The organism is Kitasatospora sp. NPDC054768 (assembly GCF_053612025.1).
Window position 1 is genome coordinate 21,870 of record NZ_JBSHBN010000026.1, and the last position, 14,073, is coordinate 35,942.

11 protein-coding genes are annotated in these 14,073 nt (G+C 74.4%); 9 read left to right on the plus strand and 2 right to left on the minus strand.

Annotated features, from left to right (window positions below):
* The first annotated feature begins 112 nt into the window (after window positions 1-112).
* On the plus strand, window positions 113-1,324 hold the full coding sequence (locus ACWGKU_RS10820; RefSeq protein ID WP_401049438.1) for a PP2C family protein-serine/threonine phosphatase: 1,212 nt from the start codon (window positions 113-115) through the stop codon (window positions 1,322-1,324).
* 15 nt (window positions 1,325-1,339) lie between these two features.
* Here the strand turns inward: ACWGKU_RS10820 and ACWGKU_RS10825 are convergent, their stop codons facing one another.
* Window positions 1,340-2,311: an endonuclease/exonuclease/phosphatase family protein gene (locus ACWGKU_RS10825; protein WP_452177980.1), complete on the minus strand. Its 972-nt coding sequence runs from the start codon at window positions 2,309-2,311 to the stop codon at window positions 1,340-1,342.
* 79 nt (window positions 2,312-2,390) lie between these two features.
* Between ACWGKU_RS10825 and ACWGKU_RS10830 the strand changes: the two genes are divergently transcribed.
* The 6 genes from ACWGKU_RS10830 (at window position 2,391) to ACWGKU_RS10855 (ending at window position 10,457) form a co-directional block, all read left to right on the plus strand.
* Window positions 2,391-3,017, plus strand: a complete 627-nt coding sequence (locus tag ACWGKU_RS10830) for a PadR family transcriptional regulator (protein ID WP_401049439.1) — start codon at window positions 2,391-2,393, stop codon at window positions 3,015-3,017.
* Window positions 3,018-3,088: 71 nt separating this feature from the next.
* Entirely contained in the window at window positions 3,089-3,853 is a 765-nt protein-coding gene (locus tag ACWGKU_RS10835; protein WP_401049441.1) for an ABC transporter ATP-binding protein, read from the plus strand.
* Window positions 3,850-6,708 (plus strand): ABC transporter permease, encoded by a 2,859-nt coding sequence (locus ACWGKU_RS10840; RefSeq protein ID WP_452177979.1) that lies wholly within the window; start codon window positions 3,850-3,852, stop codon window positions 6,706-6,708. Before ACWGKU_RS10835 ends, ACWGKU_RS10840 begins: the two co-directional genes overlap by 4 nt.
* Window positions 6,709-6,890: 182 nt before the next feature.
* A complete protein-coding gene (locus tag ACWGKU_RS10845; RefSeq protein ID WP_401053630.1) occupies window positions 6,891-8,294 on the plus strand; it encodes a dipeptidase in 1,404 nt (467 codons plus the stop codon).
* A 70-nt stretch (window positions 8,295-8,364) separates the two neighbouring features.
* Window positions 8,365-9,306 (plus strand): NAD(+) diphosphatase, encoded by a 942-nt coding sequence (nudC, locus tag ACWGKU_RS10850; protein WP_401053629.1) that lies wholly within the window; start codon window positions 8,365-8,367, stop codon window positions 9,304-9,306.
* 311 nt (window positions 9,307-9,617) lie between these two features.
* On the plus strand, window positions 9,618-10,457 hold the full coding sequence (locus ACWGKU_RS10855; protein ID WP_359915373.1) for a GntR family transcriptional regulator: 840 nt from the start codon (window positions 9,618-9,620) through the stop codon (window positions 10,455-10,457).
* Window positions 10,458-10,506: 49 nt separating this feature from the next.
* Here ACWGKU_RS10855 and ACWGKU_RS10860 read toward each other — a convergent pair whose 3' ends face one another.
* Window positions 10,507-10,764 carry a mycoredoxin gene (locus ACWGKU_RS10860; RefSeq protein WP_030058313.1) on the minus strand — a complete coding sequence of 86 codons (258 nt, stop codon included), beginning with the start codon at window positions 10,762-10,764 and terminating at the stop codon, window positions 10,507-10,509.
* A 164-nt stretch (window positions 10,765-10,928) separates the two neighbouring features.
* On the opposite strand from ACWGKU_RS10860, the gene ACWGKU_RS10865 reads away from it, so the two are divergent.
* Both ACWGKU_RS10865 and ACWGKU_RS10870 read left to right on the plus strand, forming a co-directional pair.
* The gene (locus ACWGKU_RS10865; protein ID WP_452177978.1) at window positions 10,929-13,196 is read left to right on the plus strand and encodes an ATP-dependent DNA helicase UvrD2; all 2,268 of its coding nucleotides are present in this window, start codon (window positions 10,929-10,931) and stop codon (window positions 13,194-13,196) included.
* 270 nt (window positions 13,197-13,466) lie between these two features.
* The gene (locus ACWGKU_RS10870; RefSeq protein ID WP_452177977.1) at window positions 13,467-13,925 is read left to right on the plus strand and encodes a hypothetical protein; all 459 of its coding nucleotides are present in this window, start codon (window positions 13,467-13,469) and stop codon (window positions 13,923-13,925) included.
* The last annotated feature ends 148 nt before the right edge of the window (window positions 13,926-14,073 follow it).

Below are 14,073 nucleotides of genomic sequence, written 5' to 3' on the forward strand. Positions count from 1 at the left end.
GTAACCGGTCAACCCCCGTACTCCGGCCGCCAGCGAGGCCCGCATTCCCTGACCCTCAGTCATCACCGCAGGTGCCCTCGGGCATCGGCGTCTTCTGCTGGAGAGACCGAAGTTGAGCGCGACCGGATGGATCAGAGAGCGGTTCACCGGGCCGACACCGGGGCCCGCTCCGCGCGCGACCGGCACCTGGCCGAGGACGGCGCTGGCGCTGCCGTTCCTCGGCATGGTGCTGATCGTCGCCCTCGACTACCTCAGCGGCACCGAGGTGACGGTCGAACCGGCCCTCACCGCCGTACCCGCGCTGGCCGCCGTGGTCAGCCGCCGAACCTGGTACCCGCTCGCCATCGGTCTGGGCACCGAGGCGGCGGCCTTCCTGATGGCCTTCCGCAGCGACACGCTCGGCGAGTCCGTGCACGCCGCCAGCGTCTTCGCGATCCTGCTCGTCGCCGCGATCGGCTGGGTCAGCGCCACCCTGAGGCTGCGCCAGGAACGGGCGCTGGCCGACGCCCAGCTGGTCGCCTCGATCGCCCGCCGGGTGCTGCTGCGGCCCGTCCCCGAGCGGGTCGGCACCGTCCGGGCGGCCGTCCACTACGAGGCCGCCGCCGCGCACGCCCGGATCGGCGGCGACCTCTACGAGGTGGTCAACACCCGGCACGGGGTGCGGGCGGTGGTCGGGGACGTGCGCGGCAAGGGCCTCGGCGCGGTGGAGACGGCCGCCGCCGTGCTCGGGGCCTTCCGCGAGGCCGCCCACCAGGAGGCCGCCCTGGACCGGGTGGCCGGCTGGCTGGCCGTCAGCCTCGACCGCGCCCTGCACGAGAACGACCACCCGGGCGTGGAGGAGGAGTTCGTCACCCTGGTGCTGATCGGCGTCGGGCCCGACGGCGCCGCGGAGATCGTCAACTGCGGTCATCCGGCCCCGCTGCTGCTGCGCGGCGGGGAGGTCCGGCCGCTCGAACTCGCCGAGACCGTACCGCCGCTGGGCGTCCTCGACCCGGTCGACGTCCGACCGCCGGTGCACCGGCTGCTGCTCCAGGGCGACGACCGGGTGCTGCTGTTCACCGACGGCGTGATCGAGGCCCGCGACCGCGCGGGCGTCTTCTACCCGCTCGCCGAACGCTTCCCGCACTGCGCGGCCGGCCGCCCGGCCGACGTCCTGCAGCGGCTGCACGAGGACGTGGTGCGCCACGTCGGGCGCCAGCTCGGCGACGACGCGGCCATGCTGCTGCTCCAGTTCGACCCCCCGCACGCGCTCGGGCCGGGGGAGCCCCGGGCCGCCACCACCGTCCACCTCCCGCAGCAGGCCGGGGTCCTGGCGCGCCAGTAGGCGTCCGGGGCCGCCCTACAGCGACACCTCGACCAGCAGCGGGCGGTGGTCCGACACCGTCGCGCGCGGCGCCGCCGCCGGCCCGACCGCCGTGCGCGGCACACCGATTCCCAGCACGTGGTCGAACTGCACCGCGGGCCGGTGCGAGGGGTAGGTCGGCGTGCGCGCCAGGTCGTACCAGCCCTGCAGGCGGGGGCGCGGCTCGCGCACCCGGCGCCGGCGCGCCTCGGTCAGGGCCGGCCGGGCCCGCCGCGCCGCCCGCAGCTCGCGCACCCGCACCCGCGGCGCGGTGCGCTCCAGCGCCGTCGCCCCGCCGAGCACCGTGCGGGGCACGGCGCCGACCAGGTTGAAGTCGCCCAGTACCAGGTACGGCTGCGGCAGGTCGGCGATCCAGCGCCGGATGCCGGCCAGCTGCGCCATGTTCCAGCCGGGGACGAAGGACAGGTGCGCCGCCACCACGGTGAACGGCCCGCGGTCGCCCTCCAGGACGGCCGCCAGCGTCGCCCGCGGCTCGTCCGGCACCGGGGTCAGCCCGCGCCGCCCGGCCACCCGCAGCGGCAGCCCGAACGGCGCCGGGGCGAACCGCCGGGCCCGCCAGTGCCGCACCGGGAGCCGCGTCAGCAGCGCCGTCCCGTACGAGGGCGGGGCGCCGTCGCCCATCTCGCCGGGCCCGTACACCCGCAGGCCGCCCGGTCCGGACGGCTCCGGCACCCAGCCCGCGACCGGTGCCGGGCGGCCGTGCAGGGCGGCGGCGAAGCGCCAGTCCTTGGCGCCCATGGCCGCGGCCGCCACCGCCGCCTGGTCGGTGCCGCCGGAGCGCGCCTGGTACCGGTCGACCTCCTGGAGCGCCAGCACGTCGGCGTCCAGTGCGGCCACCGCCTCGGCCAACGGCTCGCCGGCGTCGGACGGGTAGGGCTGCGGGGCGCCGTCCGGGGCGAGCGGCTGGCCGTGCAGGAGGTTGAAGGTGGCGATGCGCAAGTGGCTCACACCGCACGACGGTACCCGCTCCCCCGACCGGGTGGGCGCGGCTTGAGACGGTAGGGCATACCGGGTATACATACTCGGTATGTCCATCCGTCACGGTCTGCTCGCCCTGCTCGACCAGGGCCCTCGCTACGGCTACCAGCTGCGCACCGAGTTCGAGGCGCGCACCGGCGCCACCTGGCCGCTCAACGTCGGGCAGGTCTACACCACGTTGTCGCGGCTGGAGCGCGACGGGCTGGTCGAGCCCGCGGGGGAGGACGACGAGGGCCACCAGTTCTACGCCGCCACCGACGCGGGCCGGGAAGAGCTGCGGACCTGGTTCGACACCCCGGTGCCCCGGACCAACCCCCCGCGCGACGAACTGGCGATCAAGCTCGCCATGGCGGTGACCGTCCCCGGGGTCGACGTCTCCGCCGTCGTCCAGGGCCAGCGCCGGCACAGCATCAAGGCGCTCCAGGACTACACCCGGCTCAAGGGCCGCGCCCTCGCGGGGGAGAAGCGCCCCGGCGCCACGCCCTCCGCCAGTAACGACCTGGCCTGGCTGCTCGTCCTCGACCAGCTCATCTTCCAGACCGAAGCCGAGATCCGCTGGCTCGACCACTGCGAGACCCGGCTCGCCCAGCAGGCCGAACTCCTGCAGACCCGCACCGCCGAGGCCGCCCGCGACGGCGCCGCGCCCGCCAAGCGCGGGCGCCGCCTGCGCGCCTGAGCCCCCGCGGCAACCGAACCACCATGCTCGGCCCCGACGCCGAGCGCACACCCAGTACGAGGGGGGAATCCATGTCCCACACCCAAGAGGCCCGGCCGACGCCGGTGCTCCACCTGGAGAACGTCACCCGCGTCCACGGCCACGGCGCCGCCGAGGTCCAGGCCCTGCGCGGCGTCGACCTCAAGGTCCACCCCGGCGAGTTCGTCGCCGTCATGGGCCCCTCGGGCTCCGGCAAGTCGACCCTGCTCACCCTGGCCGGCGGCCTGGACACCCCGAGCGGCGGCCGGGTCCTGGTCGAGGGCGTCGCCCTGGGCGAGCTCGACCGCAAGAAGCTCGCCCGGGTCCGCCGCCGCTCCGTCGGCTACGTCTTCCAGGACTACAACCTGATACCGGCGCTCACCGCCGCCGAGAACATCTCGCTGCCGCGCGAACTCGACGGGCTGTCCACCCGCGCCGCCCGCCGCGAGGCCCTCGCCGCCCTGGAGGAGCTCGGCATCCCCGAACTCGCCGACCGCTTCCCCGACGACATGTCCGGCGGTCAGCAGCAGCGCGTCGCCATCGCCCGCGCCCTGATCGGCGACCGCCGGCTGGTCCTCGCCGACGAACCCACCGGCGCCCTCGACTCCACCACCGGCGAGGCCGTCCTCGCCGTCCTGCGCGCCCGCTGCGACGCCGGCGCCGCCGCCATGATGGTCACCCACGAGGCCCGGCACGCCGCCTGGGCCGACCGGGTCGTCTTCCTGCGCGACGGCCGGATGGTCGACGAATCCGTCAGCCAGGACGCCGCCAGCCTGCTCGTCAGCGCCGCCACCAACAGCCTGAAGGTGGACGAGTGAAGCTCAGCGCCTGGCGGGTGGCCCTGCGCATCGCCCGCCGCGACGCCCTGCGCGCCAAGGGCCGCAGCGCCCTCGTCATCGCCATGGTCGCCCTGCCCGTCCTCGGCGTCACCGGCGCCGACGTGGTCTTCCGCAGCGCCGAGCTCACCCCCGCCGAACACGCGACGCGGGTCATGGGCCAGGCGGTCGGCGAAGTGCACATCGTCGAACGCGGCTCCTCCGTCAAGCAGGCGCCCGACCCCGAGAAGGGGCTCACCATCCAGAGCCCCAAGGACGACGCCAAGGCCGGCGAAGCCCCCACGTACACCCCCGCGCAGCAGCGCTCCCTCGACACCGCACCCGACGAGCTGGCCCGCCAACTGCTCCCGGCCGGCGCCACCCTGGTGCCCGAGCTCTCCGGCCCGTTCACCGCCGCGAGCAGCTCCGAGGGCCTGATCAGCACCCGGGTCGGCGAGGCCGACCTGGCCGACCCGGTCTGGCGGGGCCGGATCGACCTCCTCCAGGGCCGGGCCCCCACCGCCGACACCGAGGCCGCCGTCACCCGGGACTTCCTCAAGCGCTCCGGGCTCAGGATCGGCGACAGGACCGCCGTCCGCGGTCTGGAGAACAGCCCCTTCACCATCACCGGCGTCTACGAGTACCCCGGCGAACTGCGGGCCACCGAGCTCACCGCCCGCCCCGGCACCGTGCTCGACCGCCTCCCCAAGCCGTCGGGCGGCTCCGACGCCTCGACCGAGGACCCCGGCGAGACCACCCGCTGGCTGGTCAAGCTCCCGGCCGGGGCCTCGATCGACTGGCAGAAGGTCAAGGAGTTCAACGAGTACGGCTTCCAGGTGACCTCGCGCGCCGTGCTGGCCGACCCGCCGGCCAGTGCCGACGTCCCGTACTTCGTCGAGCAGAAGCATGACGGCAGCGGCCCCAGCTACTTCAACCGGACCGACATCGTCATCCTCGCCACCGTCGTCGGCATGGCCCTGCTGGAGATCGTCCTCCTCGCGGGCCCCGCCTTCGCCGTCGGCGCCCGGCGCTCCCGGCGGCAGCTCGGGCTGCTCGCCGCCGCCGGCGGTGAGCGCGCCAACGTCCGCGCGGTCGTGCTCGGCGGCGGCATCGTCCTCGGCATCACCGGCGCCGTGATCGGCCTGGGCCTCGGCATCGGCCTGGTCGCCCTGCTGCGCACCGCCGCCGAGGAGCGCTCCGGCCAGCGCTTCGCCCACTTCGCCCTGCCGCCGCTCGACCTGCTCGGCGTCCTCATGGTCGGGCTCGTCACCGGCCTGCTGGCCGCCGTCGTCCCCGCCGTCCAGGCCTCCCGGCAGGACGTCGTCGCCGCGCTCACCGGCCGCGACACCCTCAAGCCGCCGAGCCGCAGGCTCGCCGTCGCGGGACTGCTGACACTCGGCGGCGGCGCGGCCCTCGCCCTGGCCGGTGCCACCAGCGGCGTCGGCAACCGCAGCTTCGCCGTCCTCGGCGGCTCGGCCCTCGCCGAGCTCGGCATGGTCGCCCTCGTGCCCTACCTGGTCGGCCTGTTCGGCCGGCTCGGCCGCTGGCTCCCGCTCGGCCCCCGGCTCGCCCTGCGCGACTCGGTGCGCCACCGCGCCCGCACCGCGCCCGCGGTGGCCGCCGTGATGGCCGCCGTCGCCGGCTCGGTTGCCGTCAGCGTCTACATCGCCAGCTTCGAGGAGCAGTACCGGCTGGAGTACACCGCCTCCGGTCCGTCCGGGGCCGTCATCCTCGGCAACGGCTGGCTGTCCGACGCCAAGCTGCTGCCGCAGATGCGCGAGGCCGTCGAACGCAGCATCCCCGACCTCGGCCCGCGCGCCGACGTCCGGCGCGTCCAGCCGAAGGTCGACTGCTCCGAGGGCAGCTACTGCGGCTACGTCAGCGTCGAGCTGCCCAAGGAGGACCGCTGCCCGCTCATGGACACGGGCGACACCCTCTCGCTGGCCGAGAGCGAGCACGTCATGAGCACCGACAAGCGCTGCCAGAGGGACCACCGCCGCAACAACCAGTTCAGCGCGGTCACGGCCGGGGACGCCACCCTGCTGCACAACCTCTTCGGCGTCACCGACCCGGCCCCGGGCCGGGCCCTCGCCGCCGGCAAGGCCGTGGTCTTCGACGCCCGCTACCTCAAGGACGGCAAGGCGATCCTCCGGTACAGCAGTCCGGTGACCGGCAGCGGGAACGGCCCCGCGAGCAAGCCCGTCATCACCGAGATCACCGTGGACGCCGTCCTCGCCGAGCCCGCGCTGCCCGCCTCGGCCCAGGCCGTGGTCACCCAGGACACCGCCACCCGGCTCGGCTTCTCCACCGCCCCGGCCGGCTCCGTCTGGCTGCCCGGCGCCATGCCCTCGGACACCGCCCAGCAGAAGGCCGACGGCGCGCTGGCCAAGCTCGTCGACCACGACGTGCTCAAGATCGAGCGCGGCTACGAGTCCCCGGCCGGGCTGATCCAGTTCGGTCTGAACGTCTTCGCCGGCATCGTCGCCCTCGGCGCGGCCGGCATCGCCACCGGACTGGCCGCCGCCGACTCCCAGCGCGATCTGACCACCCTCGCGGCGGTCGGCGCCGAGCCCCGCATCCGGCGCTCGCTGTCCGGCTTCCAGTGCGGGGTGATCGCCGCGATGGGCGCCCTGCTCGGCGTGGTCTGCGGCGTGGTGCCGGGAGTGGCGCTGCGCAAGGTCGAGGCCGCGGCGAGCAGCTACCCCGGCATGAGCCCCGAGGAGATCGCCAGCAAGGCGGCCCTGGTCTTCCCGTGGCCCACCATCGCCGCCACCGTGCTGCTGCTGCCGGTGCTCGCGGCCGGGCTCGCGGCGCTGATGACCCGCTCGCGGATCACCCTGCTGCGCCGCTCGGGCTGAGGCCCGCGCCGCCCTGGGGCCCGCGTCGGCCGGGGCCCCGCGCCCGCTCGCCCCGCCCCCGTCCGCGTCACCCCCGTCCGCGTCTTCGCCGCGGCGGGGGTGACGGAGGTTACAGCCCCGACGGCGCCCGGCAGCCGGACGGCCGGGGCGGGCACCCGCACGGGCGAACTACAGTCGTCGGTATGACGAGAACCCCGGACAGCGCCGTCCGCTCCTACATCGACCGGCACCAGGCCGCCTTCCTCGCCGACCTCGCCGAGTGGCTGGCCATCCCCTCGGTCTCGGCCGATCCGGACCGGGCCGGCGACGTGCGGCGCTCGGCCGAGTGGCTGGCCGCCAAGCTCGGCGAGACCGGCTTCCCGGTGACCGAGGTGTGGGAGACCGAAGGCCTGCCCGCGGTGTTCGCCGAGTGGCCCTCCGGGGACCCGTCCGCGCCGACCGTCCTGGTCTACGGGCACCACGACGTGCAGCCCGCGGCGCGGGAGGACGGCTGGGAGACCGAGCCGTTCACCCCGACCGTGGTCGACGGCCGGCTGTACGCGCGCGGCGCCGCCGACGACAAGGGCCAGGTGTTCTTCCACACCCTGGGCGTGCGCGCCCACCTGGCCGCCACCGGCCGCACCGCGCCGGCCGTCAACCTCAAGCTGCTGATCGAGGGCGAGGAGGAGTCCGGCTCGCCGAACTTCGCCGAGCTGGTCCGGCGCGAGGCCGGACGGCTGGCCGCCGATGTGGTGGTCATCTCGGACACCGGCATGTGGTCCGCTACCACGCCGACCGTCTGCACCGGCATGCGCGGCCTGGCCGACGCCCAGATCGACCTGTACGGGCCGGACACCGACATCCACTCCGGGTCCTTCGGCGGCGCCGTCCCCAATCCGGCCCAGGTCGCGGCGGAGCTGGCCGCCGGCCTGCACGACGCCGACCGCAAGGTCGCGATCCCGGGGTTCTACGACGGCGTCGTCGAGCTGACCGGGACGGAGCGCGAGCTGTTCGCCGAGCTGCCCTTCGACGAGGAGCAGTGGCTGCGGGTCGCCAAGTCGTACGGCACCCGCGGCGAGGCCGGCTACTCCACCCTGGAGCGGATCTGGGCCCGCCCGACCGCCGAGGTCAACGGCATCTGGGGCGGCTACACCGGCCCCGGCGGCAAGACCATCGTCCCCGCCTCGGCGCACCTCAAGCTGTCCTTCCGGCTGGTCGCCGGACAGGAGGTGGAGAAGGTCCGCGAGGCGGTGCGGGCCTGGGTGGCCGAGCGGGTGCCCGCGGGCGTCCGGTACGACCTGGTCTTCCCCGGCGCGACCCGGCCCTGCCTGACCCCGCTGGACCACCCGGCGCTCCGGTCCACCGTCCGGGCGATGGGGCGGGCCTTCGGCCAGAAGATCCTCTTCACCCGCGAGGGCGGCTCCGGCCCCGCCGCCGACCTCCAGGACGTGCTGGGCGCGCCGGTGCTGTTCCTCGGCATCTCGGTGCCCTCGGACGGCTGGCACTCGGTCAACGAGAAGGTCGAGCTGGACCTGCTGGCCAAGGGTGTGGAGACCGCCGCGTACCTCTGGGGCGACCTGGCGGAGAACTTCCGGCCGGGGGCATGACCCCGGGTTCGAGCACCATGGCAGCCAGATCACTCATCCGGATGATTCACCACGTGGGGATGGAACAGACGTGAGCACCGTGCCTGAGACCGAGCGCCCGCTGCACCTGGCACTGGCCCGGTCCGGGGTGGACCGGGCGGCCGAGCACCGCCTCGACGAGCCCTGGCTGGCGGCGGCCTGGAGCCACCCGAGCACCCGGGTCCTGCCGATCGCGGGCGGCGAGGCGTTCGTGGTCGACACCGCGGAGGGCACCGAGCTCGTGCTGATGCCCTCCTTCGAGGCGCCGCAGACCGGCGACCGGTACTTCCTGGGCACCGACGAGGACGGCGTCTCGTACTTCGCGCTGGCCGGCGAGAGTCTGCCCGGGCGCCTGGACGGCGACGCCCGCCCGGCCGGGCTGCGCGAGGTCGGCGGGCTGCTGTCCGACCGGGACGCCGGGCTGCTGGTGCACGCGGTGGCGCTGGAGCACTGGCACCGGCTGCACAGCTTCTGCTCGCGCTGCGGGCACCCGACCGAGAAGGCCGGCGCCGGGCACGTGCGGCGCTGCACCTCCTGCGCGGCCGAGCACTACCCGCGCACCGACCCGGCGGTGATCATGGTGATCACCGACGAGCAGGACCGCTGCCTGCTCGGCCGCCAGGCGCTGTGGCCGGAGGGCCGCTGGTCCACGCTGGCCGGCTTCGTCGAGCCGGGGGAGTCGATCGAGCAGGCGGTGGCCCGCGAGGTGCAGGAGGAGGCGGGCGTGCGGGTCGGCGAGGTGCGCTACGTCGCCAGCCAGCCCTGGCCGTTCCCGTCCAGCCTGATGCTCGGCTTCCTGGGCCGGGCGCTGCCCGGCGGCACCGAGATCACCGTGGACGGCGAGGAGCTGGCCGAGGCGCGCTGGTTCTCCCGCGAGGAGCTGCGGGCCGGGATGGAGGCGGGCGAGATCCTGCCGCCGTCCGGCATCTCGATCGCCCGGCACCTGGTCGAGCTCTGGTACGGGGAGCCGCTTCCCTCGGCGGCTCGCTGGTAGCCCTGCGGTAAAGCGGTCCGGCCGAAGCGGTCCGCCCGAAGCGGTCCGCCCGAAAGCGGCCCGTACGAAGTGGTCAGCCCGAAAGCGGCCCGCCCGAATGGTGCCCGGGCGAAGGGGGGCGCGTGGAGAATTCCGCGCGCCCCCCTTTTACTCCGCAATCCCTTCCCGAATTCGCCACGACCAGCTGTTCGTATCCGGACGGGCCAGTTCTGCTACCGGGAGGGGCTCGCAGGACTCCGAAGTCAACCCGCGCGGACGATATTGCCGGAAACGGCTGAAACCGGCTCGCCGTGCTCGCTACATTCACGAGGGTGACAATCCCCCGGGGCACCGCCCAATCCCCCAAATACCAGCGCCTCGCCGCCGACCTGCGCCGCCGGATCGCCGAGGGCGAGTTCACCGCCGACGCGGCCCTGCCGGTCGAGAGCGAACTGGAGCGCCAGTACGGCGTCGCCCGCAACACCGTCCGGCTCGCCGTCGACGTCCTGGTCAACGAGGGCCGCCTGGTCCGCCTCCAGGGCAAGGGCACCTACCTGCGCGAACACCCCGTCCTGGACCACCGCGCCTACGGGCCCGGCCTGACCCCCGCGCCGCGCGACTGCCTCGCCGCGCCCTCCGCCGTCTACCTCGGCGAGGCCGCCGAGGCCGGACGGGAGCTCGGCACCGACTTCGAGATGATGATCGTCCGGGCCAGGGTGGACATCGCCGAACGGCTCGGACTGCGCCCCGGCGAGGCCATCGTGGTCCGCCGCCAGCTGCGGCTGCTCGACCGCGAGCCGTACTCCATCGAGGAGAGCCACTACCGGGCCGGCCTCGCCGCCGGCACCCCGCTGATGGAGCCCGACCCCGTCGAGGGCGGCGACGAGGCGGTGCTCGCCACCCTCGGACGCACCGAGATCGGGGCCGTGGACCACCTGGTCGCGCGGATGCCCGGCCCCGAGGAGGCCCAGTGGTTCCAGGGCGGCCCCGGGGTGCCGCTGATGGTGCAGACCCGCGTCACCTACGACCGGCGCGGGCCCGTCCGGGTCATCGAGACCCGCTACTCGGCCGACCGCAGCCGGCTCGTCTACGGCGTGGGCGACCTCGGCGCCCGCACCACCCTGCCCGCCCCCGCCGCGCCCGTCGACCCGGCCCGGGCCGACGCGCCGTGACGCGCGCCGGCCCCGGCGGCCCGGGCGGCCCGGGCCGGACCCGGCGGACTCAGGCCGCCAGGGCCTTCTTGACCTGCAGCAGGCTCGGGTTCGTCATGACGACGCGCTCGCCGCCGCCGGCCGGCGTCACCAGCACCGTCGGAACGGTCTGGTTGCCGTTGTTCACCGACTCGACGAAGGACGCCGACGCCGGGTCCTCCTCGATGTTGATCTCGGTGTAGCCGATGCCTTCGCGCTCCAGCTGGCTCTTGAGTCGGTTGCAGTACCCACACCAGGTCGTGCTGTACATCGTCACGGTGCCGGACATCGAGGGGGCTCCTTCGAAAGAGAGGTGCGTACGGTCTCCGGAGGCAACGTCCACCGGGCGGCGGGCATTCCGGTATGTCGTCGACCGTCGTACGGGGCGATCATCCTGCGATCGCACCGGGCCTGTGGACAACCCCCTCCGCGATGTCCCACCGGGCTGAGAGGATGGAACGCATGCAGGAAGACCTCTTGAGCGGCAGCCCCTACGACGGCCCCCACGGCTCCCCCTGGGCCGACCCCGGCGCCGCGACGGGCCCGGACGCCGTGCTCGCCGGGCTCGACCCCGAGCAGCGCGCCGTCGCCACCGCCCTGCAGGGCCCGGTCTGCGTCCTGGCCGGCGCCGGCACCGGCAAGACCCGCGCCATCACCCACCGGATCGCCTACGGCGTGAGCAGCGGCGTCTACCACCCCCAGCAGGTCCTCGCCGTGACCTTCACCGCCCGCGCGGCCGGCGAGATGCGCGGCCGGCTGCGCCAGCTCGGCGCCGAGGGCGTCCAGGCCCGCACCTTCCACGCCGCCGCGCTGCGCCAGCTCCAGTACTTCTGGCCGCGCGCCGTCGGCGGCCCCGTGCCCCAGCTCCTGGAACGCAAGGTCCAGCTGGTGGCCGAGGCGGCCGGCCGCTGCGGCCTGCGCGTCCAGCGCACCGAACTGCGCGACCTCACCGCCGAGATCGAATGGGCCAAGGTCACCCAGATCGCCCCCGAGGACTACCCGGTGGCCGTCGCCAAGTCCGGCCGCGAGGCCCCCCGCGACCCGGCCGAGACCGCCCAGGTCTACCGCGTCTACGAGGAGGCCAAGAGCCGCCGCGGCAGCATGGACTTCGAGGACGTCCTGCTGCTCACCGCCGCGATCCTGGAGGACCGCCCGGACATCGCCGACCAGGTCCGCTCCCAGTACCGGCACTTCACCGTCGACGAGTACCAGGACGTCTCCCCGCTCCAGCAGCGCCTGCTCGACCGGTGGACCGGCCCGGACGGCGGCGCCAGCCTCTGCGTCGTCGGCGACGCCAGCCAGACCATCTACTCCTTCACCGGCGCCACGCCCGACTACCTGCTCAACTTCCGCAACCGGCACCCCGGGGCGACGGTGGTCAAGCTGGTCCGCGACTACCGCTCCACCCCCCAGGTCGTCCACCTCGCCAACGGGCTGCTCTCCCAGGCCCGCGGCGAGGCCGCCCGGCACCGCCTGGAGCTCGTCTCCCAGCGCGAGGCCGGCCCCGAACCGGTCTACACCGAGTACGAGGACGAGCCCACCGAGGCCGAGACCACCGCCCGCCGGATCAAGGAGCTGCTCGCCGCCGGCGTGCGCGCCAGCGAGATCGCGGTGCTGTTCCGCACCAACGGCCAGTCCGAGGTCTACGAGCAGGCCCTCGCCGACCTCAACGTCCCCTACCAGCTCAAGGGCGCGGAACGGTTCTTCGAACGCCCCGAGGTCCGGGACGCCGGCGTGCTGCTGCGCGGCGCCGCCCGGGCCGCCTCCGACCCGCTCACCGACGACGCCCCCGACCTGGCCGGCCAGGTCCGCGCGGTGCTGGCCACCCGCGGCTTCACCGCCGAGCCCCCGGCAGGCTCCGGCGCCGTCCGGGACCGCTGGGAGTCGCTGGCCGCCCTCGTCCGGCTGGCCGAGGAGTTCGAGCGCGCCCGTACCGAGGCAGGCCAGGGCACCGACCTCTCGGCCTACGTCGCCGAGCTGGACGCCCGCGCCGCGGCCCAGCACGCCCCGGCCGTCGAGGGCGTCACGCTCGCCTCGCTGCACGCCGCCAAGGGCCTCGAATGGGACGCCGTCTTCCTGGTCGGCCTCACCGAGGGCACCCTGCCGATCATCTACGCCAAGACCGACGAGCAGGTCGAGGAGGAGCGCCGCCTCCTCTACGTCGGCGTCACCCGCGCCCGCAAGCACCTCAGCCTCTCCTGGGCGCTCTCCCGCTCCCCGGGCGGCCGGGCGAGCCGCAAGCCCAGCCGCTTCCTGGACGGGCTGCGCCCCGGCTCCACCGCTCCCGGCGCGCGCACCGGCGCGCGCGGCGGGCGAGGGGGCGTCGAGCCCGGCGAGCGCTCCGCCGCGCGGCGGGTCCGCGGACCGGTCAAGTGCCGGGTCTGCGACAAGGTGCTCACCGAGGCCGTCGAGCGCAAGCTGCGCCGCTGCGAGAGCTGCCCGTCCACGATGGACGAGGGGCTGTACGAGCGGCTGCGCGAGTGGCGGGCCCGGCAGGCGAAGAAGCAGGGCGCGCCGGCCTACGTGGTGTTCACCGACGCCACGCTGATGGCGATCGCCGAGGACGTGCCCGCCGGCCGCGGGGAGCTGGCCGCCATCTCCGGGGTCGGCGCCCTGAAGCTGGACAAGTACGGGGCGGCCGTGCTCTCGTTGTGTGCGGGGGAGGAGCCCGAGGAGGACCCGGACGACGTCGAGGACGGCGGTTCGGACGATCCGGCCTGAGCCGGTCCGGGCGTGGTCCAGGAGGCCGCTTCGAGGGTTTCGGAACCCGTTGTGTGACGTGCCGAAGAACTCGCGTGAAAAATAGTTTGCGCCGCGTACCGGGAGCGCAATAGCCTGCCGGAGCGGTCAAGGGGACGCGGTCGCACGGGGTGAAACCTGTGCTGATGCCCCTCGCCCGAGAGCTTCACCACAGCTTTACCGAGACAGACATCCGAACATTCGGAGCCAGGGAGACCAGGCTCCGCGAGACGCCGAGAGGAGGCGAAGACAGTGGGAAACATCATGATCACCAAAATGACTGGCCAGACCGTTGTCGCTGCCTCCCTGCGTGCCGCCCGTCTGCGGGCGCTCGCCGAGCTCGGTGGAACCGGTCTGGGTCTCGACACCACCGGTGTCTCCGTCGCCCCCGTTGTCAGTGGTCCTGGACACACTGATCTGTGCCTCACGGGCAGCAGGAGCGTCGACGGCACCACTGTCGAGACCGGTCTGTCCCGGGGCTGGGCCTCGTTCGGCACGCCGTGCTCCCTGCGCGACGAGCGACCGACCCAGGCACCGAAGGCGGCCGTAGCCGCCGCCATGCATGGCGGCTATGCGCAGGTCATCGGTGCCGAAAACGCCCAGAAGCAGAACGAGCAGCAGATTAACCAGGCCACGGCCGCCTTTACCGGCGCCGAGGCCGTCCGGATGTGGGCCTTCCGCGGCCCTGAACCCTGGAGAGAACGAACCTGAGCCAGCCTCAGGTCGGCACCTCCAGGGCCGCGGAACCCGTCACACCGGGATCCGCGGCCCTTCTGTTTTGTCCGGTACGCAAGACCACCCAGGCCCTCCGGGGCCTCCGGCCCAGCACCACCAGTCACCTGGGCCGGAACCACTGAGA